This window comes from Curvibacter sp. APW13 (assembly GCF_032337135.1).
Classification (GTDB): domain Bacteria; phylum Pseudomonadota; class Gammaproteobacteria; order Burkholderiales; family Burkholderiaceae_C; genus Allorhodoferax.
The window spans coordinates 312690-337403 of record NZ_JAVXZZ010000003.1; the positions used below are offsets into that span (position 1 = coordinate 312690).

Consider the following 24714-nt stretch of genomic DNA (forward strand, 5'->3'; position numbering starts at 1 on the left):
TGCCAGCACCCACAATCACGGCCACATTCAAAAGCAGGAGACATTCCCCATGCACAAGCTCAATGCACAGGAGCACGCCGCCGCCTTGCGCGCCTTGCCGCAGTGGCGCCACGATGCCGTGCGCGACGCCATTCGCCGCCGTTTCGAGTTTGCCGATTTCGCACAGGCCTTCGCCTTCATGACCGCCGTAGCGCAGGCGGCGGAAACGCACAACCACCACCCGGAGTGGAGCAACGTGTACCACTGGGTGGACGTCACCTGGACCACCCACGATGTCGATGGCCTGAGCGATCTGGACCTGCTGATGGCCCAAGTGTGTGAGCGCGCTGCGGCCGACGTCGCCGCCCCTATGGGAGCAAAAGCATGAACGCCCCCGCGAACGTTCCCGCAAATACCAAACACGGCCTGGCTGCCGGCGACCAGGCAGCGCCCGAGCGCCCTGACTGGACCATTGACCAGGGCTGGAGCAGTTACACGCCGGCCCAGCACGCGGTGTGGAAAACCCTGTTCGAGCGCCAGACAAAGCTGCTGCAGGGCCTGGCCTGCGACGACTTCGTCAAGGGTATGGACAAGCTACCCATTGCGGCCGACCAGATTCCCAACTTCGAGGCCCTGTCCGAAGTGCTCTACAAGGCCACGGGCTGGCAGGTGGTGGCGGTGCCCGGCCTGGTGCCCGACGACGTGTTCTTCGACCACCTGGCCAACCGCCGCTTTCCTTCGGGCAACTTCATCCGTGGGGCCCATGAGCTGGACTACCTGGAAGAGCCCGACGTGTTCCACGACGTGTTCGGCCACGTGCCCATGCTCATGCATCCGGTGATGGCGGACTTTATCCAGGCCTACGGCGTGGGCGGCTTGCGGGCGCAGAAGCTCGGCCGCCTCAAGGAGTTGGCCCGGGTCTACTGGTACACGGTCGAATTCGGTCTGGTACGCCAGAGCGAGGGCTTGCGCATCTACGGCGCAGGCATTGCATCGTCGTTCACCGAGAGCCGCTTTTCCGTGCAGAGCCCGTCGCCGAACCGCATTGCGTTTGAGCTGGAGCGCGTGATGCGCACCAACTACCGCATCGACGATTTCCAGGAGGTCTACTTCGTGCTCGACAGCCTGGACGACCTGCTGGCCCTGGCCGCCACCGACTTTGCGCCGCTGTACGAACGCCTGGCTACTGGGCCGAACTACCAGCCCGGCGATGTGCTGGGCACCGACGTGGTGCTGCACCAGGGCAGCGGCGAATACCACCGCAGCAAGCGCGGCTAGAGCGTCGGACGAACGGGTGGGAGCATGCACAATGGCGGCATGACTTCCACCCCCGATTTCTCCCATTTGCCCGCGCCGATACTCGCCGGGCACCTGCTGGTCCAATGCCTGGTCGCCCAGGGCGTCACCCACGCCTTCGGTGTGCCCGGTGAGAGCTACCTGGCCGTGCTGGATGGCTTTCACCGCTACCGCGAGCACATCCAGTTCATCGTCAACCGCCAGGAGGGCGGCGCAGCCTTCATGGCCGAAGCCCATGGCAAGCTCACGGGCCAGCCCGGCGTGTGCTTTGTGACCCGCGCGCCCGGTGCCACCAACGCCTGCATTGGTGTGCACACCGCCTTCCAGGACTCCACCCCCATGGTGCTGTTCGTGGGCGACGTGGCCAGTGACCAGCGCGACCGCGAAGCCTTCCAGGAAATGGACTACCGCGTCATGTTCGGCCCCAGCACCCAAGGGATGGCCAAGCGGGTGGAGCGCATCGACGACGCGGCGCGCATCCCGGAATACGTGGCCCGTGCCTTTGCCACCGCACTGGCGGGCCGCCCCGGCCCGGTGGTGCTGGTGCTGCCCGAAGACATGCTCACGCAAGCGCTGGACGCCGCCAAGCTTCCGGACCCGATGCCGCCAGCGGCCGCCTTTGGAGGTGAAATTGGCCTGCAGCCCGCACGGAATGTGCGTGAGGTGCTACTGAAAGCAGAGCGGCCGCTGGTCATTGCTGGTGGTAGTGGGTGGACGCCCGCGTCGGCCCAGGCGCTGCAGCGCTTCTCCGAGGCCTGGTGCCTGCCCGTGGGCAATGCCTTCCGCTTCCAGGATACCTTCGACAACCACCACCCGCACTACGCGGGCGATGTGGGTATCGGCATCAGCCCGGCGCTGGCACAGCGCATCCGCGACGCCGACCTCATCCTGGCCATCGGCCCCCGCTTGGGCGAGATGACCACCAGCGGCTACACACTGCTGCAGGTGCCCAAACCGAAGCAAAAGCTCATCCACATCCACGCCAGCGCCGAGGAACTGAACCGCGTGTACCAGGCCGACGTGGCCATCCACGCCAGCATGGGCACCGCCGCCCAGGCCTTGGCCGCGCTGGAAGCCCCGGCCAGCGTGCCCTGGCGCGCGTGGACCGCAGCCTGCCATGCCGACTACCTGGCCAACCTGCAGCCCAGCCCCATAGCGGCCTTGCCAGCGGATACCGAACGCGGCCTGGTGGACATGCCGCAGGTGATGCAGGCGCTGGCCAAACACTTGCCCGCCGACGCCGTGGTGACCAACGGAGCCGGAAACTTCGCCAGTTGGGTGCACCGCTTCCACCGATTTCACGGCCTGGCCAAGGGATTTAAAACCCAACTCGCCCCCACCAACGGCGCCATGGGCTACGGCGTACCGGCGGGCATCGCGGCGGCCATCACCACGGGGCGCACGGTCTTCACCATGGCGGGCGATGGCGACTTTCTGATGAACGGCCAGGAACTGGCCACTGCTGTGCAGTACGGCGCCAAGACCATCATCGTGCTGCTCAACAACGGCATGTACGGCACCATCCGCATGCACCAGGAACGCGAGTACCCGCAACACGTGGCGGGCACGAAACTAACCAACCCCAACTTCGCCGCCCTGGCCCAGGCCTATGGCTACGCCGGCGTGCGCATCAGGCGCTCGGCGGACTTTGAACGGGAGTTGGTGGCGGCGCTGGAGCGCCCAGAAGGGACGTTCATCGAGATCATGCTGGAGCCGGAACTGATCACCACGCGCGGGACGCTGAGCGGGATTACGCAGGCGGCGTTGGCAAAGACGAAATAAGGAATAGACCATGGGAGATACACCACAGACTTGGTTGATAGGCCTTGCCGTACTGGCGCTGCTGAATCTCGTACTGCTGACTCTGGTTTGGCGGCGTAGTGGTAGCGATGCTTTGGCCGCCCTGCAAACCCAGCAAGCCCTCGACAAGGCTGCGTTGCTGGTCGCTGTGCAGACCGCCCAGCGCGAAGCGCGCGAGGGCAGTGAGCGGCTGGAGCGTGAACTGCGCCGCGAGATGGGTGAGGGCAGCCGCGAGGCGCGCCAGGAATTGGTGCAAAACCTGACCACCTTCCAGCAGACCCTACTGCAGCAGTCGGCAGAGGCCACGCGCACGCAGAACAGCCAGATCGACGCATTCAGCCAGCAGCTCACGCTGCTGCAGAAAACCGTGAACGACACGCTGGCGACGCAGCTGGCGTCGGTGTCTGAAGCCAACGCCCGGCGCATGGTGGAGCTGCGCGAGACGCTCGACACGCAGCTGGGTAGCTTTGCGCAGCAGCTGACCAAGCTGTCCACCTCCACCAACGAGACGCTGATGGCGCAGTTGTCGGGCCTGTCCGAAACCAACGCCCGGCGCATGGCCGAGGTGCGCGAGACGCTGGAGCGCCAGTTGGCCGCCATGCAGACGTCGAACACCGCCAAGCTCGAAGAAATGCGCGTCACGGTGGACGAAAAGCTGCAGAGCACGCTGCACGCGCGCCTGGGTGAGAGCTTCAAGCAGGTGGCCGACCGGCTGGAGCAGGTGCACAAGGGGCTGGGTGAAATGCAGACCTTGGCGGCCGGTGTGGGCGACCTCAAGCACCTGCTGACCAACGTGAAGACGCGCGGCATCTTTGGCGAGGCGCAGCTGGCTGCACTGCTGGAGCAGGTGCTGGTGCCCGACCAGTACAGCGCCCAGGTGCCCACGCGCCCCGGCAGCAAGAACGTGGTCGACTTCGCCGTGAAGCTGCCCGGCAAGGGCGAAGACGGTCACCCGGTGTGGCTGCCTATCGACGCCAAGTTCCCCAACGAGGACTACGAACGCCTGCTCGATGCCCAGGCCCGCGCCGACGTGGTGGCGGCCGATGCGGCGGCCAAGGCGCTGGAAGCGCGCATCCGGCTGGAGGCCAAGTCGATTGGCGAGAAGTACATCGAGCCGCCGCACACCACCGACTTCGCCATCCTGTTCCTGCCCACCGAAGGCTTGTATGCCGAGGTGCTGCGCCGCCCCGGGCTCATGGAGAGCCTGCAGCGCGACCACCGCATCACGCTCGCCGGGCCGACCACGCTGCTGGCCATGCTCAGCTCCCTGCAGATGGGTTTCCGCACCCTGGCGCTGGAAAAGCGTTCCAGCGAGGTGTGGCAGGTGCTGGGCGCCGTGAAGACCGAGTTCGGCAAGTTCGGCGACGTGCTGGCCAAGGTGAAGAACCAGACCCAGACCGTGCTCAACACGCTCGACAGCGCCGAGGTGCGCAGCCGCGCCATGAACCGGGCGCTGCGCCAGGTGCAGGCCCTGCCCGAAGCCCAGGCACAGACGCTGCTGCCGCTCGATGCCGCGGGCGACACGGATGCCTGAAGCGGGGCCACCCATTTCCGACGAATCGCCGCAACCCACGCGCAACCTCACCGGGCTGCAGCTCGCGCGCCTGATCGGCGGGCATGTGTGCCTGCATGGCAGCATGGCCGGGCTGCGCATGGCCTCGCCGCTGTGGGCGCTGCAGCAGGGCTACAGCACCATGGCGGTGGGCTTCCTGCTGGCCCTGTATTCGCTCAGCTCCGTGTTCCTGGCCTTGCCTGCCGGCCGCTATGCCGACCGCCACGGCCTGCGCCGCCCGGTGGGGTTGGGCGTGTCGGTGGCCGTTGCCGGCACGCTGCTGGCGGTGCTGTTTCCCAGCTACCCCGTGCTGTGTGTGGCGGCCTTGTGCATGGGTGGCGCCACGGGTATTTCCATCATCTCGCTGCAGCGCTTTGTCGGCCAGTCGGTGGCCGGTGCGGCAGACATGCGCCGCGTGTTCAGCTGGCTCTCCATCGGCCCGGCCGTGGCGAATTTCCTGGGGCCGCTTCTGGTGGGGCTACTCATTGACCATGCGGGTGTCTGGGTGGGCGGCAAACCCGCCGATGCCTGGGGCTACATGGCGGCGTTTGCGCTCACGGCGCTGGCACCACTGCTCACCTGGTTGGCGGTGCGGCCGTACCGCGAAAGCATGGCCCCGGAAGCGAAAGCGCAGCCCAGCGGTGCTGCCTGGGGCTTGCTGCGCGAGCCGCTGATGCGCCGACTGCTGGTGGTGAACTGGCTGCTATCGAGTTGCTGGGACGTGCATACTTTTGTCGTGCCGGTGCTTGGACACGAGCGGGGCTTGAGTGCCTCCGTCATCGGCACCATCCTCGGTGGCTTTGCCATTGCCGCGGCCGCGGTGCGGGTGCTGCTGCCAGTGTTGGCGGCGCATCTGCGTGAGTGGGCGGTGGTGACCGGGGCCATGGTGGTCACGGCCATCGTGTTCGCGCTGTACCCCTTCATGCCCGGGCCCTGGAGCATGGGGCTGGCCTCCGTGGTGCTCGGCTTGGCCTTGGGCACGGTGCAGCCCATGGTGATGAGCACCTTGCACCAGATCACACCCCACCACCTGCACGGTCAGGCCATAGCGTTGCGGCTCATGGCGCTCAACCTTTCCAGCGTGTTCATGCCGCTGCTGTTCGGCTCGGCCGGGGCCGTGGTCGGCGTGTCGGTGGTGTTCTGGACCGTGGGTGCGGCCGTGGGCCTGGGTACGCACGCCGCGTGGTGGCTGCGGCCGCCGGGATCACCTGACAGCGCTGCGGATTCAAACGACTCGTGACACCAACGCAGCATCAACCCAGGACAACGGCGTCTGCCCACACCAATGCATCGAGGTGGGCCATGTTGATCGTATGGTTGTCGTAGCCCAATTCGGTGGCGATATTGGCAAAGGCCAGGTCATCACTGATTTCGGCGGCGCGCACCAGCGCAAGCATGCGTCCCAGCGTTCCATCGCCGGTCAGCAAGGCCTGGGTCACGGCCGTGGGAAGCGAGATCAGTCTGAGTGCATCCTCCATGGGCACGCCCAGCATTTCGTCGAGTAGCGAGAACACCCCGGTCACAAAGGCGCTTTCCACGTCGTCGGCGCTCAGCCGACCCTGGCACAGCAGTTCCATCATGCGCCCGCGCACGATGGCGGTGGTGCCCACGATGGCCGAGGCGCCACCCTCGCGCGATGCCGTCAGCAACAGCGCTGCCCAGCGAAACAAGCGCTTCATGCCTATGAGCATGACGGCGTGCCGGAACGACGTGACTTCCTTGCCCAGGCCGAATGCTGCGGAGTTGATGAGCTTGAGCAGGTTGAAGCCCAGCATCGCGTCGTGCTTGAGCAGATCTTCGATCTCCTCGATCTCGGCGGGCTTGCGCACCAGGTTGAAGAGGATCAGAACGCTGGCGTGGGAGGGGGCCACCACCCGGGTCTTGACGACCTGTGGCCGGTCAATCCAATACCCCTGGAACAGGTCAAAGCCCAAGGTAGCCATGCTACCGAACTGGTCCTGCGTCTCCACCTTCTCTGCGACCAGCTTGGCCTTGGTGCGGACCCTTGCTGCCGCCACGAGCGGCTTGAGCATGTCTGCCTGCACGGCCTGTGTGTCGACCTTGACGTAGTCTGCCAGCGGCCACCAGGCCTTGTAGGCGGGTGCGACCACGGTGTGGTTGAACGCAATGCGAAAGCCGCTCTTTCGCAGCTCATCGAGGGTGACAGCCAGTGATTTGATCTGGGCCGCATCGTGCCCGGGAACGGGCGCAAGCTCAACGACGAACTTTTCCGGTGTGGCCATGTCCAGCTGACCATCGGCCAGGCTGGCATGCGTGCGGTTGATGAACAGTAGCTTCGAGCGTACGCCCAGCGCATTGCTGGTGTCGGCCATCGCGTTGAACAGCAACGAGAGATCACTCCCGGTATCGTGCGCCTTGCCTTGTGTGGAGCGGTCAAACAGCTCGTACGCCACGACTGCCCGTTGCGCATCGACGATGGCCTGGCGGGCGATGATGCTCACCGACTGTAGTGGCTTGGTCTCGTGCATGGTCAGATCCCTGCCACAGCCAGTACTCCGATCGGCGCCATGGCGTTCAAGTCGGCAGGTCGTAGAAGCTGCGGATCATCTCCCAGGCCTCTTCCGGGGAGTCGGTGTACTGGAACAGGTCCAGGTCTTCGTGCGAGATGGCACCTTCCTCCACCAGAACGTCCATGTTGATGAGCCGCTTCCAGTAATCGGTGCCGAACAGGATGATCGGCACCGGGGTGGACTTGCGGGTCTGCACCAGCGTGATGACTTCGAACAGTTCGTCGAGTGTGCCGAAGCCACCGGGAAAGGCCACCATGGCCTTGGCGCGCATCATGAAGTGCATCTTGCGCACGGCAAAGTAGTGGAACTTAAAGCTCAATTCCGGCGTCACATAGGGGTTTGCGTGTTGTTCGTGCGGCAGCGCGATGTTCAGGCCCAGCGTCGGGGCGCCTGCTTCCGACGCTCCGCGGTTGGCCGCTTCCATGATGCCGGGGCCGCCGCCGGTGCAGATGTACAGGCGTTCCTTCTGCGGCAGTTTGTTGCCATGCTCGGCCACGATACGGCCAAAGGCACGGGCCTGTTCGTAGCAATGGGCGTTGCGCTGCAGGCGATGCGCTTGGGCGAGAGTCTGGGCATCGCCGCTGGCCTGCGCCTTTGCCAGCAGTTCCTGAACCTGTTCCTCTGGCTTGAAGCGGGCGCTGCCGAACACGACGATGGTGTTTTCTATGCCCATCTCGATCTGGTCCAGATCGGGCTTGAGCAGCTCCAGCTGCAGGCGCACGCCGCGGGTTTCGCGCCGCATCAGGAACTCGGGGTCCGCAAAGGCCAGCCGGTAGGCATTGGGCTTCATGGGAATGCCCGCATCGGCCTGTGCCTGGATATAGGCCCAGGCATCGGCCATGGCGCGTTCGTCGAGGTCTTTGGAAGTGTCCATGGTGTGTTTTCAGGCGTGTAGGGCTTGCAAGGCCTGCGCGATGGATTCGGCCATGCTCACGGCATTGCTGGGGTGGGTGATGGTGTCCGTGCTCCAGACCTGGCGCACACCGGCGTCCTGGATGACTTGCAGCGCATCTCCCGCGAACAGGGCATGGGTCACGGCCACGTCCACCGTGGCGGCACCGGCTGCCAGCAGTAGTCGGGCCGCTCCGGCCAGGGTGCGGCCGCTGCTGGCCACGTCGTCCAGCACCACCACGCTGCGTCCGTGTACGTTGACGGTGGGGAGCTCGATCTGGACGTCGCGGTCGCCATGGCGCACCTTGCGGCACACGCCGAAATCGAAACCGTGGCCTTGCGCGGCCTGGGCTATCCACTGGGCCGATTCTTCGTCGGGACCGATGAGCAATGGATTCTCCAGACGCTCCGCAATGAGGCGTGCGAGAAGGGGCGCGCCGCTGAGCACCACGGCCTGAGGCACCGGCACCGCCTCTTCCAGCGTGGCTACGCGGTGCAGGTGCGGGTCGACGGTGAGGACGGCATCGAAGAGTCCGGCCAGGAAGCGTCCGACGATGCGCTGGCTCACCACTTCACCGGGGTTGAAGGCCATGTCCTGGCGCATGTAGGCGAGGTACGGAGTCACCAGGGTCAGGTGCTGCGCACCGAGCGTGCGGGCAGCAGGGGCTACCAGCAGCAGTTCGGTCAGCTTCTCGTTCGGGTGGTGCAGCGAGCGCAGCAGCACCACGCGCGCAGGCAATTGCGGCGGCAGGCGCAGCTTGAGTTCCCCATCGGGAAAGCGGTGGCGCGCAATGGCGGCGGTCACCATGCCGCAGGCGCGCGCCAGCTGTTCGGCGGCTGGCTGGTCTTCTTCGAAGTGGAGCAGCAAGGGGGATGGCAGAGACATCAGAACTCCACGAAGGAATGGGCAATGTCGGCACTGGTGCCGAGGGTATATCCGGTGGACTTGGCGCAGGCCTGGCGGGCGAATTCGAGGTCGGCAGCAAAGTCGGCATACACCCGGTACAGGGGCGCACCCGCCTGCACGGTGTCGCCGATCTTGCACAGCAGGTCGACCCCGGCACTCTGCACCTTGGGTGCGCCGGCGAGGCTGGCTATGCGGGCGATCTGCAGGTTGTCGATCGTGGTGACCACGCCGTCCTGCGGGGCGGCGACATCGAAGCACAGCGCTCCGAGCCGAGGGTTGTGGTGGTCGAAGTGCTTGCTGCCCTGGGCGGCAATGATGGCGTTCATCTGGGCCAGGGCGCGGCCGCTGTCGAGGATGTCGCGGGCGATGGCAAAACCGTCGCCCCCGCGCACATCCGGGTCGCATTCGATCAGGCGGCCTGCCAGGCGCAGGGCCTTCTGCCGCAGGTCGTTCGGTGCGAGGGGATCGTTTTCCAGCACCCGCATCACGTCGCGCGCTTCCAGCACCGGGCCGATGCCGTTGCCGATGGGCTGGCGCCCGTCGGTGATGACCACGTCGAGCGAGAGGTGGGTGCGTCGGGCCACATATTCGAACAGGCGGCGCAAGCGCTGCGCCTCGGGCATGGAGCGCACTTTGGCCGTGGGGCCGATGGGAATATCGAGCACCAGGTGGGTGGAGCCTGCGGCGATCTTCTTGGACAGGATGGACGCAACCATCTGCCCCGGCGAGTCCAGCGACAGCGGGCGCTCAACCGAGATGAGCACATCGTCCGCCGGCGACAGGTGGGCGGTTCCACCCCAGGCGAGGCAGCCGCGGTGGGCGCGCACGATGCCCTTGAGCTGCTCCATGGGTAGTTCCACCTTGGACAGCACTTCCATGGTGTCGGCGGTGCCCGCCGGAGAGGTGATGGCACGCGAGGACGTCTTGGGGCACAGCATGCCGTGGGCCGCGACGATGGGCACCACGAGCATCGAGGTGCGGTTGCCGGGAATTCCGCCAATGCAGTGCTTGTCCACCACCATGCCTTCATGCCAGTTCAGGCGTTTGCCGGCGGCAATCATGGCTTCGGTGAGGAAATAGACTTCTTCGCGGTCGAGTTCGTCGCGGTTGCAGGCGACCACGAAGGCGGTGAGTTCGATCTTGGAGTACCGGTGCTCGGCGATGTCGTGCACGATGGATGCCATGTCGTCGCGCGTGAGGCGTTCACCGGCCAGCTTGCGGTGCAGCGCGCCAATGGACGCGGGTGGCTCGGCCTGGGACACGCTGGCGCTGTGGCCGTCTTCCACACCCATCTGGGCGAAGGCCGCCTTGGATAGCCCCAATTCTCCGCAGGCCACGATGCTGGTGTCATCCACCACATTGAGCGTGGCCAGGATGGCGCGGCCATTGGTGCGTACCTCCACCTTGGTCAGGGCCTTGAAGCCCTCGGCGCGGTAGACATCACAGTCGCGGTGCATGTAGGCCACGTTCTCGTGGTAGGTGTCGATGAGCACGCGGCGAAGGGTCAGGCGCGTGGGGTGGGCGGTAGCGTTGCCACTGCCAGTCTCACCGGGCGGGGTCGTTGTAGAAGTGCTTGCCATGCCGCGTAGCCTACACCCAATTGAAGAGGATCGTCACAAAAGAAAAAGGCTCCCGAAGGAGCCTTTGACGCAGTGCAAAACCTGATCAGACGCGCTTGCGGTATTCGCCTGTGCGGGTGTCGATTTCGATGCGGTCGCCTTGGTCCACGAACAGCGGTACGGGAATTTCGAAGCCGGTAGCGATCTTGGCGGGCTTGAGAACCTTGCCGGATGTGTCGCCCTTGACAGCGGGTTCGGTCCAGGTGATTTCGCGCTCGATGCTGGTGGGCAGTTCGACCGAGATGGCCTTGCCTTCGTAGAACACCACTTCGGCGGTCATGCCGTCTTCGAGGTAGTTCAGGGTGTCGCCCATGTTTTCGGCTTCGACTTCGTACTGGTTGTAGTCAGCGTCCATCCAGACGTACAGCGGATCGGCGAAGTAGGAGTAGGTGCAGTCCTTCTTGTCGAGGATGATCTGGTCCATCTTGTCGTCGGCCTTGAAGACGACTTCGGTACCGAAGTTGGCGATCAGGCTCTTGAGCTTCATGCGCACGGTAGCGGCATTGCGGCCACCACGGGCGTATTCGGTTTTCAGAACGACCATGGGGTCTTTGCCGTGCATGATCACATTGCCGGCGCGGATTTCTTGAGCGATTTTCATAGTGGGTGGCAGCGCCAGGCGCTGCATTCAGTGTTATGCCGCAACAGGCGGCGGGGGCTGCGTGCGCCCCGCGTCAACCCGGGGTGCGTTCAGCAAAGCCTTGAATTTTAACGTTTTTCAGCTACGAAGTCGATAAGCTGCGTGCTCAGGTCCGGCATTTCCAGCAGCCGGTCGCGTGCCTGCGACGCAAGGCGTGCCCAGCCGGGCATTTCCTGCAGGATCGGGGGCAGGTTCGCATCGACCCTGGTGGCATTCCAGGCCGCATGGAGATCGCGCAGCGAGGGTGTTGCTTGCATCCAGTCCAGAAAGGCGTCCAGCTTGGCGTGGTGGGCGTCATCGTCCTGCGGGTAGATGTGCCAAGCAAATGGCTTTCCGGCCCACATTGCACGCACCAGGGAGTCTTCACCCCGAACGAAGTTGAAATCGCTGGCCCACAGCAGGTGGTCGAAATCGGTCTGCGACAGGTGCGGCAAGAGGTGAATGCGGGTGGCACCCCGAAGGGACGGATGCGCCGCGAGTGCAGCCTGTAGGGCGCCAGTGGCGCGCCCGGGCGTGACCAGCAGGGTGCAGGGCTTAGGGCTGTCGGCCAACTGGCGCAGCAAGGCTGGCAGGGCGCGGGGTTCATAGCAAAACAGGCTCACCACGGGACCGGCACTGTGTGGGACGCCCTGGGCCAGTAGCCAGCCAGCGGCATCAAACGTCTGCTGGCGCTGCAGCAGGTTCGGTTCGCGGATCAGTGAGCCGCTGTCCGGGGTGAATCCGGGGTAGAAGAAGAACTTGGTGGCACCCTTGGCAGGACCGTGCATGACCGGGGAGGCCAGGCGGTGACAGCGGCGGGCAAATCCTTCTGCGCTGAGGTACTCCAGGTTGATCCATGCCGGAAATTTCGAGTCATTTTGGTCTTCAGCCCTCATGGAATTTGCGTAGGCAGCTATGAATTCAGGAGCAATTTCGCAGCCGAAGGTTTCCACCCACACGTCGGCGTGGCGCAGCGCGGCGACGCAGGTTGCGTTGGCACTGTCCGACCAGGGCAATACGCGTACGCCGGGGACCCGGCCTTCCAGGGCCTCGGGTGCCATCCATGTCAGTGCGCTGGCGTCGTCCACCCACAGGCGTATCTCGTGTCCGCGACCCGCCAGATCGCTGCACAGGCGCCAGCACACGCCGATGTCGCCGAAATTGTCGATGACGCGGCAGAAGATGTCCCACAGCAAGTGAGGTGGGGGCGCTGGTGCAGTGGTGGGCATGGGGGGAATTGTCGTGCAAGCGGGGTCTTGCCTGTCGGCACAATAGCGCCATGAGCGAAGAAGAAACCGGCGTCGAACATCCCGAGGGCAAGCCCGTGCATCCCCCGGCCCTGCTGGCCGAAGTGGCGGCTTTGCCGCCGCTGCCCGGCGTGTACCGCTACTTTGATGCGCAGGACCAGGTGCTGTACGTGGGCAAGGCCATCAACCTCAAGCGCCGGGTGTCGAGCTACTTCCAGAAGAACCACGGCGGCACGCGCATTGGCCACATGGTCAGCAAGATTCAGCGCATGGAGACCACGGTGGTGCGCTCGGAGGCCGAGGCCCTGCTGCTGGAAAACAACCTCATCAAGGCACTCAATCCGAAATACAACATCCTGTTCCGGGACGACAAGAGTTACCCCTACCTGAAGATGACCGGCGTGGATGCCAAGGCGCGTCAGCAGCCAGCGGGCGATGTGCCTTCACCGGCGCTCTTCAGCCGGGTAGCCTACTACCGCGGTGCGGTCGAGAAGAAGCACCACTACTTCGGCCCCTATCCCAGTGCATGGGCGGTCAAGGAAGCCATCCTGCTGATGCAGAAGGTGTTCCGGCTGCGTACCTGCGAAGACGCCATCTTCGCCAACCGCACACGGCCCTGCCTGCTGTACCAGATCAAGCGCTGCTCGGCGCCCTGCGTCGGCCATATCGATGCCCAGGCCTATGCCCAGGACGTGGCCAATGCGCAGAAGTTCCTGCGCGGCGATGCCCAGGAGGTGCTCAAGGGCTTGGAGCGGCGCATGATGGCCCACGCCGAGCGGCTGGAATTCGAGCAGGCGGCGGAACTGCGCAACCAGATTTCGGCCTTGTCCAATGTGCTGCACCAGCAGTCGGTGGACAACGTCGATGACCGCGATGTGGATATCGTGGCTGTGAAGGTGCAGGGCGGGCGCGCCTGTGTGGTGCTTGCCATGGTGCGGGGCGGTCGCCATCTGGGGGATCGACCGTACTTTCCGGTCCATGTCGACAGTGGCGCTGCACTGGAAGAGGGATTGGAAGAAGCCTCGGTGGCGGGCGATGTCGAGGTGCAGGTGCTCGAAGCGTTCCTGGCGCAGCACTACCTGGAGTCGGCGCTGCCCAATGTGCTGGTCTTGAGCCATACGGTCGATGGCAAGCTGGTCGAAGCCCTGCAGGGTCAGGCGGCGCACCGCCTGACCGTGGTGCACCAGCCGCGCGAGCAACGCCGCGCCTGGCTGGACATGGCCCAGACCAACGTGGCCCTGCAACTGGCGCGGCTGCTGGCGGAGGAGGGCTCGCAACAGGCCCGTACCCGCGCGCTGGCGCAGGCACTGGATCTGCCGCAGACCGATCTGGATTCGCTGCGCATCGAGTGTTTCGACATTTCGCACACTGCGGGCGAGGCCACGCAGGCATCCTGCGTGGTGTTCGAGGGCCACAAGATGCAAAGTGCGCAGTACCGGCGCTACAACATCGAGGGAATTACCGGGGGCGACGACTACGCGGCCATGCGCCAGGTGCTGGAGCGCCGCTATGGCAAGCTGGCACAGGCTCTGCGCGAAGCTGATGCGGCGGGTGTGCCGGCCACCGTGCGGCTGCCAGACCTGGTGCTCATTGACGGCGGGCGCGGGCAGGTGGGTATTGCCCGGGAGGTTTTTTCCACGCTGGGGCTGGACCTGTCGGTGCTGGTCGGTGTGGAAAAGGGCGAAGGACGCAAGGTGGGTCTCGAAGAACTGGTCTTTGCGGACGGGCGTGAAAAGGTCTACCTGGGTGCGGACTCCGCTGCCCTGATGCTCGTGGCGCAGATTCGCGACGAGGCCCATCGCTTTGCCATCACCGGCATGCGCGCCGCGCGCGCCAAGGTGCGGGTGGGCGGTGGCAAGCTGGAGGAAATTCCGGGCGTCGGCCCCAAGCGCCGCGCCCGACTCTTGCAGCGCTTCGGTGGCGTGCGGGGGGTGGCGCTCGCCAGCGTGGAGGACATTGCGCAGGTCGAAGGCATCGGGCGCGAACTGGCGGAAGAAATTCATCGCGCACTGCACTGAAGGGGCTGGCAAGCGGCTTTGGCCGTGCCACAATCGCCGCATGTTCATGACGATCCCCACCCTGATGACCTGGGCGCGCATCTGCGCCATTCCGCTGATCGTGGGCGTGTTCTATCTGCCCGAGTCGATGGCCAGCATGCAGGACAAGAATCTGGTGGCGACCATCATGTTCGTGGTCTTTGCCCTCACCGACTGGCTCGATGGCTATCTGGCCCGCAAGCTCAACCAGACCTCGTCCTTCGGTGCCTTCCTGGACCCGGTGGCCGACAAGTTCCTCGTTTGTGCGTGCGTATTGGTACTGGTTCACATGGGGCGCACCGATGTGTTTGTTGCCCTCATCATCATCGGGCGCGAGATTGCGATTTCGGCGCTGCGCGAGTGGATGGCGCAGATCGGCGCCTCGGGCAGTGTGGCGGTTCACATGGTAGGCAAGCTCAAGACCACCGTGCAGATGGTGGCCATCCCTTTTCTGTTGTTTGACAGCATGCTCTTCGGCGTCATCAATACCCATCTTTGGGGTGTATGGTTGATCTGGGCCGCCGCCGTGCTCACGGTATGGTCCATGGTCTATTACCTGCAAAAGGCGTTGCCTGAAATACGCGCAAAGGCCCGTTGAGCGTCGTGTCTAGCGTGGCACCATGGGTGAAAACACCGAACTGGCAGCGCCTATGATTGCGCATAGAATTCGCCTCCGCACAAATTTATCTCCCTGACTTTTACAGCTGTCCAAAAGAGGTTTCTCGTGAACAAGACCGAACTCATCGAGCACATTGCCAACCAGGCCGATATTTCCAAGGCTGCCGCTACCCGTGCACTGGACGCCACCATTGGCGCCGTCAAGACCACCCTGAAAAAAGGTGGCACCGTGTCCCTGGTCGGCTTTGGTACGTTCTCCGTCGGCAAGCGCGCTGCCCGTACCGGCCGCAATCCCCGCACCGGCACTTCGATCAAGATCAAGGCTGCCAAGGTGCCCAAGTTCCGTCCGGGCAAGGCGCTCAAGGACGCCCTGAACTGATTTACTGTTACAATCTGACGTTTTCGGTGGGGTGATTAGCTCAGTTGGTAGAGCGGCGCCCTTACAAGGCGTAGGTCGGCGGTTCGAGCCCGTCATCACCCACCACCCCATCCAAGGCGAACCCCTGTAGTTCGCCTTTTTTGTTTCTGCTCTGGAGATCTTTGGGATGTTCGATTTTGTCCGCAAGCACACCAAATGGATGATGGGACTGATGTTCCTGCTGATCATTCCCGCGTTCGTGTTGGTCGGTGTGGACGGCTACAAGCGCATCAATGCCTCGGGACCGTCGGTGGCCGAAATCGGCAAGCACGCGATCACGCAGGCAGACTGGGAAGCGGCGCACAAGATGGAAGTGGAGCGCCTGCGGACCTCGGTTCCCAACCTGGACCCCAAGATGCTGGACTCGGCCGAAGCCAAGTACGCCACGTTGGAGCGCATGGTGCGTGACCAGGTGATCGGGCAAGCAGCAGAAGACGCGCACCTGACCACGACCGATGCCCGCCTTGCCGCGGAGATCCTGAAGATCCCCGGGGTGCGCAAGGCCGATGGTTCCATTGATCGCGATGCCTACAAGCGTTTCCTGGTGCAGCGCGGTTACGCCCAGCCCGAAGCGTTTGAAGCGGCCTTGCGCCGCGATATGACCCTGCGCCAGGTCGAAGGAGGCGTGACCGGTACCAGTTTTGCTTCCGCTGCCGTCTCAGACGCCTTGCTCAAGGCCCTGTACCAGCGACGGGAAATCCAGATTGCACGTTTTGCGCCCTCCGACTACAGCGCCAAGGTCAGCCTTACCGATGCCGATCTGGAGGCTTTCTACCATGCCAACCAAGCCCTGTTCCAGGTGCCTGAGTCCGCTTCGATCGAGTACGTGTCCCTGGACATGGACAGCGTCAAGAAATCGGTGTCGGTCAATGAATCGGATGTGAAGTCCTATTACGAGCAGAACGTGAGCCGCCTCAGTGGCAAGGAAGAGCGCCGTGCCAGCCACATTCTGGTAAGCGCACCGAAGGATGCTCCGGCGGAAAAGCGCCAGGCTGCGAAGGAAAAGGCGGCGGCACTGCTGCAGCAGGTCCGCAAAGCGCCAGAGAGCTTTGCAGAAGTGGCGCGCAAGAATTCGGATGACATCGGTTCTGCAAAAGCCGGTGGTGACCTGGATTTCTTTGGTCGTGGTGCCATGGTCAAGCCCTTTGAGGATGCGGTGTTCGCCATGAAGAAGGGCGACATCAGCGAACTGGTGGAGTCGGACTTCGGCTTTCACATCATTCGCCTGACCGATGTGAAGGCGCCCAAGCCCAAGAGTTTCGAGGAGCTGCGCGCGGGCATCGAGACCGACTTGCGCAACCAACTGGCCCAGCGACGCTATGCCGAAGTGGCCGAATCGTTCACCAATGGCGTGTTCGAGCAGCCCGACACCTACAAGGGCGTGGCGGAGAAGCTCAAGCTGGAGATCAAGACCGCTGCCAACGTTGTCCGCAACCCCCAGCCAGGGGCGGCCGGCCCGCTGGCGAGCCCGAAGTTGCTGGAGGCCCTGTTTGCTCCCGAGTCGCTTTCCAGCAAGCGCAATACCGAAGCAGTGGAAGTCGGAGCCAACCAATTGGTGTCGGCCCGCATCGTGCAGTACAACGCGCCACGTGTGCTGGCACTGGCCGAGGTCAAGGATCGCGTCAAGGAGCGACTGACTGCTGTTCGCGCTGCCGAGTTGGCGCGCAAGGACGGCGAAGCCCGTCTGGCGCTGTGGAAGGACAATGCCAAGGACGCCAAGCTCGGCAATGCCATGGTGGTGGCCCGCGACCAGTTGCAGGGCTTGGAGATGCCGGTCGTCGAAGCTGCCTTGCGCGCGCCCACCCAGCCACTACCCGCTTGGACCAGTGCGGACTTGGGCCCCAAAGGATTTGTGGTGGTGCGTGTCAATGCGCAATTGCCGCGTGCGGAAAAGGCGCAGGAAGCTGCTGCGCGTGAGTCCGCCCAGGTGGCGCAGTGGCTGGCAAAAAGCGAGGGTGACGCTTACTTCGAGGTGCTAAAGCGCCGCATGAAAGTGAGCATCAAGGTTCCCAATCCGCTGGAGGCCAAATAGACGGAGCCGAACATTTTTTGCCCAGTCGGTTCTGAATCGGGAATGGACCGGGCTATAATGCGAGGCTTACGGTGGCTATAGCTCAGTTGGTAGAGTCCAGGATTGTGATTCCTGTTGTCGTGGGTTCGAGTCCCATTAGCCACCCCAAGATGTGAAAAACCCTGTTGCAAATCCAACAGGGTTTTTTTTCGCGTGTGTGCCATGGCCTGCACGATGCGTGGCATAGTTGGCGACACCCTTAAGCCAAAGCAGAGGAGTCCCACAGCCATGGCCGATCCTGTCGGGCCTACCGTTCGCGAAGCTGCCGACGCCACATCCCCCGTGGTGGATGGTGTGATCCAAGCCATGGCCATGCTGGCCGATACGCGTGACACCGATGGTGCCAACCACATCCAGCGCATCCAGCGCTATGTGCGTGCTCTCGCTTGGAAGCTGTCCAACCACCCGCGCTTCCAGCCGGTCCTGACGGTTCCCTTCATCGGCTGGCTGTTCAAGGCGGCGCCACTGCACGACATCGGCAAGGTCTGCATTCCGGACCGCATCTTGCTCAAGCCCGGCCGTCTGACGCCGGAAGAGTTCGACGTCATGAAAACCCATACCACCCTGGGTCGCAGGGCCATCGACCATGCCCAGACGGTTGCAGGCGGCGACGTACTGTTGCTGCGCATTGCCGCAGAAATCACTGAAAGCCACCACGAAAAATGGGATGGCAGTGGTTACCCGCAGGGGCTGGCGGGTGATGCGATTCCGGTGTCGGCGCGCCTGATGGCTGTGGCCGATGTGTACGACGCGTTGATCAGTCGCAAGGTCTACAAGGAGCCGATGCCCCACGCGCAGGCCGTTGAGGTGATCACACAGGTACGGGGAAAGCATTTTGACCCCGATGTGGTCGATGCATTCCTGGCGCTGGAGCAGCAGTTCCACGCCATTGCCGTCAGCTACAGCGACTCCGGTGCCGACCTGCAGAAGAAGCGGGATTACCTGGAGCTGGCTCAGCTCGGCGGTCCACCCATCACGGTTCCCGCCGAGTTGGGCAAGTCCTAGTTGGTCATCACCAGCTTGCCCATGACGCCGCGCGAGCCCATGTGGGCAAATGCGGCCTTGAGTTCGGCCATGGGCATGGTGCGGTCGATCACCGGCTTGATCTTGCCCTGAGCGTACCATTGGGCCAGTGTCATCATCATGGCGGCGTTGGCCTGGGGCTCGCGCTTGGCGAAGTCGCCCCAGAACACGCCGACGATGCTGGCGCCCTTGAGCAGTGCCAGATTGAAGGGCAGGGCCGGGATGGGGCCGGAGGCAAAGCCGACCACCAGGTAGCGCCCACGCCAGGCAATGGAGCGGAAGGCTGGCTCCGCGAAGTCGCCGCCCACCGGGTCGTAGATCACGTCCGGCCCCTTGCCTCCGGTCAGTTCCTTGAGCGCGTCACGCAGGTTGGCGCTGGAGTAGTTGATGGTCTCATCGGCGCCGATCGATCGGCACAGAGCGCATTTTTCGTCGCTGGAGGCAGCAGCGATCACCTTGGCGCCCATGGCCTTGGCGATCTGGATGGCCGACGTACCCACGCCTCCCGCGGCGCCCAGCACCAGAACGGTTTCGCCCGCCTTCAACTGTGCGCGGTCCACCAGCGCGTGGTAGGAGGTGGCGTAGATCATGATGAAGGCTGCGGCGTCCACCATGGGGAATCCCGGAGGCAGCGGCATGCACAGTGCGGCCGGCGCCAGCGTGTGGGTCCCGAAGCCACCGGTGCCGCTGAGGCAGGCTACGGCTTGGCCCACCTTCAGGTGCTTTACACCGTCGCCTACGGCTTGCACGATACCCGCATATTCCGACCCTGGCACGAAGGGCAGGGGCGGCTTCATCTGGTACTTGTTCTGGACGATGAGGATGTCTGGGAAATTCAGGCTGGCTGCCTTGATCTCGATGAGCACCTCACCGGCCTTTGGCGTGGGCGTGGGCAGTTCTTTCCAGGTCAGGGCGTCAACGCCCACAGGGTTCTCGCAAAGCCAGGCATGCATGGTCCGTGTCTCCAGTTGGTGGTTTCACACCATCATAGGGTGTCAGGCATTTCACCGCATGGGGCCTTGTCGCTGGCGTGACGCACCTACAATGCCCCTCACGAGACAAATACCCCATGAAGATCCTTATTTCGAACGACGACGGCTACCAGGCGCCTGGCATCGTGGCCCTGTATGAGGCCCTCAAGGACCTGGCCGATGTCGAGGTCATTGCGCCCGAGCAGAACAACAGCGCCAAGTCCAACGCGCTCACGCTGCATTCCCCGCTCTATGTCCACCGCGCTGCCAACGGTTTCCGGTACGTGAATGGCACGCCCGCCGACTGCGTGCACATTGCCCTGTCCGGCTTGCTCGATTACAAGCCGGACCTGGTGGTGTCCGGCATCAACAACGGTGCCAACATGGGAGATGACACCATCTATTCGGGCACGGTCGGCGCGGCCATGGAGGGCTACCTGTTTGGCATTCCGGCGATTGCGTTTTCCCAGGTGGAGCGTGACTGGGTCGAGTTGGATGCGGCTGCGCGCAAGGCGCGCGACATCGTCCAGGCCATGCTGACGAACCGGCTGGTGGCGGACAAGCCGTGGCTGCTCAATGTCAACATCCCGAACCGACCGTACGACCAGATCGGCCACCTCAAGCTGTGCCGCCTGGGAAGGCGCCATGCGGCAGAAAAGGTGATCCAGCAGGTGAATCCGCGCGGCGAGACCATGTACTGGATCGGCGCTGCGGGCCCGGCCCGTGACGATGCCGATGGCACCGACTTCCACGCCACGGCCCAGGGCCATGTGGCGATGACACCCTTGAAAGTGGACCTGACGGATCACGACAGCCTGGGCTATTGGGCGCAGACCGCGTCGCAACTCAAGGCCACCCTGGCCCAGGGCATCCAGTGAGCAAGCCGCGTCCGAGTTTTCCGGCCCGGCTGGATGCCACTCTGGAGCGCAACCGGCCCAATGCCGTGGGCAAGCTGGCTGCGCCGTCCGTTTCGCCCTCGATGCCGCGGCCAACGGCCACGCTGGCTGCCAGCCTCGTGCCGCCGCCCAAGTCGGTGACACCGGTGGCCCGTGCCGCGAGTGGTGGCGTGCGCAGTGCGCCCCTTCCCGTGGCCGCCGTGCCGCAAGGGCTGGGCATGGATTCCGCCCCGGTGCGCCAGCGCATGGTGCAGAAGCTGGCCCAGGGCGGCATTGTTGACGAGGTGGTGCTGGCCGCCATGGGCACGGTGGAGCGGCACCGCTTTGTCGATAGCGCACTGGTAAACCAGGCCTACGAAGACACCAGCCTGCCCATCGGCCTGGGACAGACGATTTCCAAGCCCAACGTGGTGGCGCGCATGCTCGAACTGCTGCGCAACGGGCGCCAAGGCAAGCTGGGGCGGGTGCTGGAGATCGGTACCGGCTGCGGCTACCAGGCGGCCGTGCTGGCGCAGTTGGCCGAGGAGGTGTACAGCATCGAGCGGCTGCGTGGCCTGCACGACAAGGCACGCGACAACCTGCGTGCATTGCGCGTGCCGAACCTGCACCTTCTCTTTGGGGACGGTATGGTGGGGTATGCCAAGGGCGCACCCTATGCGGGCATCGTCGCTGCCGCGGGTGGCGAAGCGGTACCCCAGGCCTGGATTGACCAGTTGGCGGTTGGTGGACGTCTGGTGGCGCCGGTGGTGGCCAATGGCCGCGACGGATCGCGCCCGGGGTCGCAGGCCCTGTTGGTGGTGGACAAGACGGCCCAGGGGGTGCGCCAGACCCTGTTGGAAGCCGTGCACTTCGTGCCCCTAAAATCGGGCACAGCATGAACGAGAAAGGACGCAGCGTGCGCGCAGCAATTCAAGGGTGGGCCATGTCGATCGTCGCCGTCGCGGTATTGACCGCGTGTGGCTCCAAGCCAGTCACCAAGGCACCGGTTGAAGACCGCGGTATGGTGACCAATGCACCGGCGCAGACCGACCCGCGCACGCTCGCCGTGAAGCAGCCGCCGGGATTCGAGAACGCGGGCAAGCCTGGTTACTACACCATCAAACCCGGCGATACCCTGATCCGCATCGGTTTGGAGACCGGGCAGAGTTACAAGGATATTGCCCGCTGGAACAGCCTGGACAACCCGAACAAGATTGAGGTGGGGCAGGTGATCCGTGTCGTGGCACCGGTCGAGCCAGCCAGCGCAGTGGTGGTAGGCAAGCCCGCACCGGCTCCGGTGGTGGTTGCTACGCCATTGCCTGCAGCGGCACCGGGTGCTGTGGCGCCCACGCCGGTCAAACCTGCGTCCGCTCCCGCCGCCGTCGCAGCAGCACCCGCCAAGGCTGCGTCGGCGCCTGCACCGGCGCCCGCTGCCGCTGCCCCTGTCGCCGCAGCACCGGCCAACGACGATGACCTCGGCTTTGTCTGGCCTGCCAGCGGCAACGTGGTGGCCGGCTTCGACGAGTCCAAGAACAAGGGTATCGACATCGGTGGCAAGGAAGGCGATGCCGTGGTCGCTGCCGCCGATGGCAAGGTGGTGTATGCGGGCTCCAGCCTGCGTGGCTACGGCAACCTCATCATCCTCAAGCACAACAATACCTACCTGACCGCCTATGCCCACAACAGGGCACTGCTGGTCAAGGAGGACCAGACGGTGAAGAAGGGCCAGAAGATTGCCGAGATGGGCAACTCGGATGCCGACCGCGTGAAGCTGCACTTCGAAGTGCGCAAGCAGGGCAAGCCGGTCGATCCGGCCAAGTACCTGCCCGGCCATTGAACGACGCAGGGGGGCTGCATGCGCGAACAACGAAACAGTCCCCCAGCCTCGCCGAGTCCGGTGCAAGACCAGGATTTTGGTGCCAATGAACCGCTAGCCCGCGAAGATACTGGGCAGATAGCTACCAATTTGGTAGCGGAGGTGGGTGTCGGTGGGGGGTCTGATATCCCGGACTCGCTCAACGCCTACCTGCGCGGTGTGCGCAAGACGCCCTTGTTTTCACCGCAGGAGGAGCTGGAGGCCGCTACCCGGGCCCGAGCAGGCGACGAAGCCGCTCGCCAGAGCATGATCGAGCACAACCTGCGCCTGGTCATCAGCATCGCCAAGGGGTACGCAGGGCGCGGCGTGCCGCTCGAAGACCTGATCGAAGAGGGCAATCTCGGGCTGATGGCGGCGATCGAGAAGTTCGAGCCCGAGCGCGGTTTCCGTTTTTCCACCTACGCCACCTGGTGGATCCGCCAGGCCGTGGACCGGGCCCTGAGCATGCAGGCGCGCACCGTGCGCCTGCCGGTGAATGTGGTGCGCGATCTCATGCACGTGCGTCGGGCGCGGCGTCTGCTGGAGAGCGACCCGGACCTGGTGGCGCGACGCCCGCAAGGCATCCGCAGCGAGGATATTGCCGCCTTGGTGGGCAAGGATGTGTCGGAGGTGGAGGATCTGCTGTTGCTGGGCGATCTGCCGCGCTCGCTCGACGCCGCCGTGGGCAGCGAAGAGGGCGATCCGGCCCTGCTCGACAGCCTGGTCGACGAAACGACACCCGAGCCCCAGGATGCAGCACTGGCACACGAGGTACACGATTTGCTGAACCAGTGGCTTGAACTGCTCAATGCCCGCGAGCGCGAGATCATCCGCTCGCGTTACGGGTTGGACCAGCACGAGCCGGAAACCCTGGAGAGCCTGAGCCAGCGCCTCGGGCTGACCAAGGAGCGGGTGCGGCAACTGCAGAACGAGGCCCTGGTCAAGCTGCGGCGGCGCATCGGCCGCAGCGGCGTGCAGAGCGACAACGTGCTCTGATCGCCCCTGGATCCTGTTCTTTTGGCATTTTTGGCCTGTAGCCCGCACAGAACAAGGGCAGGCAGCTATGCGTTGCATAGCGCCTGTCGCGTTTTCGCGCCGTGCTTCAGCAGCCGCGGGTGACCGGCATGTCGACAGGCTTGGTGCGCGGGAAGTACTTGCCCAGCTCCATCTTGGCAATGGCGTTGCGGTGCACTTCGTCCGGGCCGTCGGCAAAGCGCAGGGTGCGCGCCGCCGTGTAGGCATAGGCCAGCGGAAAGTCGTCGCACATGCCGGCGCCGCCATGCACCTGCATGGCCCAGTCGATGACCTCGCAGGCCATGGTCGGGGCCACGACCTTGATCATGGCAATTTCGGTCTTGGCGAACTTGTTGCCGGCCACGTCCATCATCCAGGCCGCCTTGAGCGTGAGCAGGCGCGCCATGTCGATCTTGCAGCGGGCTTCGGCAATGCGTTCCTGCGTCACGGTCTGGGCGGCAATGGGCTTGCCGAAAGCGACGCGGGTGGAGGCGCGCTTGCACATCAGCTCCAGTGCACGTTCGGCCAGGCCGATGAGGCGCATGCAGTGGTGGATGCGGCCCGGGCCCAGGCGGCCCTGGGCGATCTCGAAGCCGCGACCTTCACCGAGCAGGATGTTGTCCACCGGAACGCGCACGTTTTCGAACAGCACTTCCATGTGGCCGTGCGGGGCATCGTCGTAGCCAAACACGTTGAGCGGGCGCACCACGGTGATGCCCGGCGTGTTGGCAGGCACAACCACCATGCTTTGCTGCGAATGCTTCGCCGCTTCAGGGTCGGTCTTGCCCATGGTGATGTACACGGCACAGCGCGGGTCGCCTGCGCCCGATGTCCACCACTTGCGGCCGTTGATGATGTACTCGCCGCCCACGCGCTCGATGCGGGTCTCGATGTTGGTGGCGTCGCTGGAGGCCACGGCGGGCTCGGTCATGGCAAAGGCCGAGCGGATCTTGCCTTCGAGCAGCGGCTTGAGCCAGGCTGCCTTGATGGCTTCCGAGCCGTAGCGGGCAATGGTTTCCATGTTGCCCGTGTCGGGGGCCGAGCAGTTGAAGACTTCGCTCGACCACAGCACACGGCCCATGATCTCGGCCAATGGGGCGTATTCCTGGTTGGTAAGGCCTGCGCCGTGGTAGCCCGAGGCTTCGGCCGTGTCCACCGGCAGGAACAGGTTCCACAGTCCTTCGGCCTGCGCCTTGGGCTTGAGGTCCTCGATGACCTTCAGCGGTGTCCAGCGCTTGCCGGCAGCCGTGTTGGCGGCGATTTCGGCGTGGTAGGCGCCTTCAGCCGGGTAGATGTGGTCGTCCATGAACTTGAGCAGGCGTTGCTGAAGTTCCTTGGTCTTGGGGGAGTAATCGAAATCCATGGCAGATCCTTCCTGAGAAAAATGGGGGT

At 64.3% G+C, this 24714-nt stretch carries 22 protein-coding genes and 2 tRNA genes; 16 read left to right on the forward strand and 8 right to left on the reverse strand.

What is annotated here, in order from left to right; translation table 11 throughout:
• Nucleotides 1-49 precede the first annotated feature (49 nt).
• From RQP54_RS14795 to RQP54_RS14815, 5 genes are all read left to right on the forward strand, one after another.
• Nucleotides 50-367 (forward strand): 4a-hydroxytetrahydrobiopterin dehydratase, encoded by a 318-nt coding sequence (locus tag RQP54_RS14795; RefSeq protein ID WP_315679151.1) that lies wholly within the window; start codon nucleotides 50-52, stop codon nucleotides 365-367.
• On the forward strand, nucleotides 364-1257 hold the full coding sequence (gene phhA / locus RQP54_RS14800) for a phenylalanine 4-monooxygenase (protein ID WP_315679152.1): 894 nt from the start codon (nucleotides 364-366) through the stop codon (nucleotides 1255-1257). Before RQP54_RS14795 ends, phhA begins: the two co-directional genes overlap by 4 nt.
• A gap of 39 nt (nucleotides 1258-1296) precedes the next feature.
• Nucleotides 1297-3057 (forward strand): thiamine pyrophosphate-binding protein, encoded by a 1761-nt coding sequence (locus RQP54_RS14805; protein ID WP_315679153.1) that lies wholly within the window; start codon nucleotides 1297-1299, stop codon nucleotides 3055-3057.
• 232 nt (nucleotides 3058-3289) lie between these two features.
• Nucleotides 3290-4609 (forward strand): DNA recombination protein RmuC, encoded by a 1320-nt coding sequence (gene rmuC, locus RQP54_RS14810; RefSeq protein WP_409997581.1) that lies wholly within the window; start codon nucleotides 3290-3292, stop codon nucleotides 4607-4609.
• 103 nt (nucleotides 4610-4712) lie between these two features.
• A complete protein-coding gene (locus RQP54_RS14815; protein WP_315679352.1) occupies nucleotides 4713-5867 on the forward strand; it encodes an MFS transporter in 1155 nt (384 codons plus the stop codon).
• A 13-nt stretch (nucleotides 5868-5880) separates the two neighbouring features.
• Here the strand turns inward: RQP54_RS14815 and RQP54_RS14820 are convergent, their stop codons facing one another.
• From RQP54_RS14820 to earP, 6 genes are all read right to left on the reverse strand, one after another.
• Complete coding sequence (locus RQP54_RS14820; protein ID WP_315679155.1) at nucleotides 5881-7116, reverse strand: EAL and HDOD domain-containing protein; 1236 nt, start codon at nucleotides 7114-7116, stop codon at nucleotides 5881-5883.
• A gap of 46 nt (nucleotides 7117-7162) precedes the next feature.
• A complete protein-coding gene (locus tag RQP54_RS14825; protein WP_315679156.1) occupies nucleotides 7163-8032 on the reverse strand; it encodes a TIGR00730 family Rossman fold protein in 870 nt (289 codons plus the stop codon).
• A gap of 9 nt (nucleotides 8033-8041) precedes the next feature.
• The gene (locus tag RQP54_RS14830) at nucleotides 8042-8935 is read right to left on the reverse strand and encodes a ribose-phosphate diphosphokinase (protein WP_315679157.1); all 894 of its coding nucleotides are present in this window, start codon (nucleotides 8933-8935) and stop codon (nucleotides 8042-8044) included.
• Entirely contained in the window at nucleotides 8935-10536 is a 1602-nt protein-coding gene (locus tag RQP54_RS14835; protein WP_409997578.1) for a thymidine phosphorylase family protein, read from the reverse strand. Before RQP54_RS14835 ends, RQP54_RS14830 begins: the two co-directional genes overlap by 1 nt.
• A gap of 85 nt (nucleotides 10537-10621) precedes the next feature.
• On the reverse strand, nucleotides 10622-11176 hold the full coding sequence (gene efp / locus RQP54_RS14840; protein ID WP_315679158.1) for an elongation factor P: 555 nt from the start codon (nucleotides 11174-11176) through the stop codon (nucleotides 10622-10624).
• Nucleotides 11177-11283: 107 nt separating this feature from the next.
• Complete coding sequence (gene earP / locus RQP54_RS14845) at nucleotides 11284-12423, reverse strand: elongation factor P maturation arginine rhamnosyltransferase EarP (RefSeq protein WP_315679159.1); 1140 nt, start codon at nucleotides 12421-12423, stop codon at nucleotides 11284-11286.
• A gap of 50 nt (nucleotides 12424-12473) precedes the next feature.
• Here earP and uvrC point away from each other — a divergent pair, with 50 nt between their 5' ends.
• The 7 genes from uvrC to RQP54_RS14880 all read left to right on the forward strand — a co-directional run bounded on the left by uvrC (nucleotide 12474) and on the right by RQP54_RS14880 (nucleotide 18589).
• Complete coding sequence (uvrC, locus tag RQP54_RS14850) at nucleotides 12474-14459, forward strand: excinuclease ABC subunit UvrC (protein ID WP_315679160.1); 1986 nt, start codon at nucleotides 12474-12476, stop codon at nucleotides 14457-14459.
• Between the two features lie 40 nt (nucleotides 14460-14499).
• Nucleotides 14500-15075 carry a CDP-diacylglycerol--glycerol-3-phosphate 3-phosphatidyltransferase gene (gene pgsA / locus RQP54_RS14855; protein WP_315679161.1) on the forward strand — a complete coding sequence of 192 codons (576 nt, stop codon included), beginning with the start codon at nucleotides 14500-14502 and terminating at the stop codon, nucleotides 15073-15075.
• Between the two features lie 126 nt (nucleotides 15076-15201).
• Nucleotides 15202-15474 (forward strand): HU family DNA-binding protein, encoded by a 273-nt coding sequence (locus RQP54_RS14860; RefSeq protein ID WP_315679162.1) that lies wholly within the window; start codon nucleotides 15202-15204, stop codon nucleotides 15472-15474.
• Nucleotides 15475-15503: 29 nt separating this feature from the next.
• Nucleotides 15504-15579: transfer RNA gene (locus RQP54_RS14865), tRNA-Val, on the forward strand.
• A gap of 61 nt (nucleotides 15580-15640) precedes the next feature.
• Nucleotides 15641-17545, forward strand: coding sequence for a SurA N-terminal domain-containing protein (locus RQP54_RS14870; RefSeq protein ID WP_315679163.1), 1905 nt, complete (start codon nucleotides 15641-15643; stop codon nucleotides 17543-17545).
• A 71-nt stretch (nucleotides 17546-17616) separates the two neighbouring features.
• Nucleotides 17617-17692: transfer RNA gene (locus tag RQP54_RS14875), tRNA-His, on the forward strand.
• A 120-nt stretch (nucleotides 17693-17812) separates the two neighbouring features.
• Nucleotides 17813-18589, forward strand: a complete 777-nt coding sequence (locus RQP54_RS14880) for an HD-GYP domain-containing protein (RefSeq protein WP_315679164.1) — start codon at nucleotides 17813-17815, stop codon at nucleotides 18587-18589.
• On the opposite strand, the gene RQP54_RS14885 is transcribed toward RQP54_RS14880, so the two are convergent.
• Nucleotides 18586-19560 (reverse strand): NADPH:quinone oxidoreductase family protein, encoded by a 975-nt coding sequence (locus tag RQP54_RS14885; RefSeq protein WP_315679165.1) that lies wholly within the window; start codon nucleotides 19558-19560, stop codon nucleotides 18586-18588. The two genes, RQP54_RS14880 and RQP54_RS14885, sit on opposite strands and share 4 nt — an antisense overlap.
• 116 nt (nucleotides 19561-19676) lie before the next feature.
• On the opposite strand from RQP54_RS14885, the gene surE reads away from it, so the two are divergent.
• The 4 genes from surE (at nucleotide 19677) to RQP54_RS14905 (ending at nucleotide 23304) form a co-directional block, all read left to right on the forward strand.
• Complete coding sequence (gene surE / locus RQP54_RS14890; protein WP_315679166.1) at nucleotides 19677-20456, forward strand: 5'/3'-nucleotidase SurE; 780 nt, start codon at nucleotides 19677-19679, stop codon at nucleotides 20454-20456.
• A 101-nt stretch (nucleotides 20457-20557) separates the two neighbouring features.
• Entirely contained in the window at nucleotides 20558-21352 is a 795-nt protein-coding gene (locus tag RQP54_RS14895) for a protein-L-isoaspartate(D-aspartate) O-methyltransferase (RefSeq protein WP_315679354.1), read from the forward strand.
• The gene (locus tag RQP54_RS14900) at nucleotides 21349-22290 is read left to right on the forward strand and encodes a peptidoglycan DD-metalloendopeptidase family protein (protein WP_315679167.1); all 942 of its coding nucleotides are present in this window, start codon (nucleotides 21349-21351) and stop codon (nucleotides 22288-22290) included. The genes RQP54_RS14895 and RQP54_RS14900 overlap by 4 nt, the downstream gene beginning before the upstream one ends.
• A gap of 18 nt (nucleotides 22291-22308) precedes the next feature.
• Complete coding sequence (locus tag RQP54_RS14905; protein WP_315679168.1) at nucleotides 22309-23304, forward strand: RNA polymerase sigma factor RpoD/SigA; 996 nt, start codon at nucleotides 22309-22311, stop codon at nucleotides 23302-23304.
• A gap of 106 nt (nucleotides 23305-23410) precedes the next feature.
• Here the strand turns inward: RQP54_RS14905 and RQP54_RS14910 are convergent, their stop codons facing one another.
• Nucleotides 23411-24685 carry an acyl-CoA dehydrogenase family protein gene (locus RQP54_RS14910; RefSeq protein ID WP_315679169.1) on the reverse strand — a complete coding sequence of 425 codons (1275 nt, stop codon included), beginning with the start codon at nucleotides 24683-24685 and terminating at the stop codon, nucleotides 23411-23413.
• Between the last annotated feature and the right edge of the window lie 29 nt (nucleotides 24686-24714).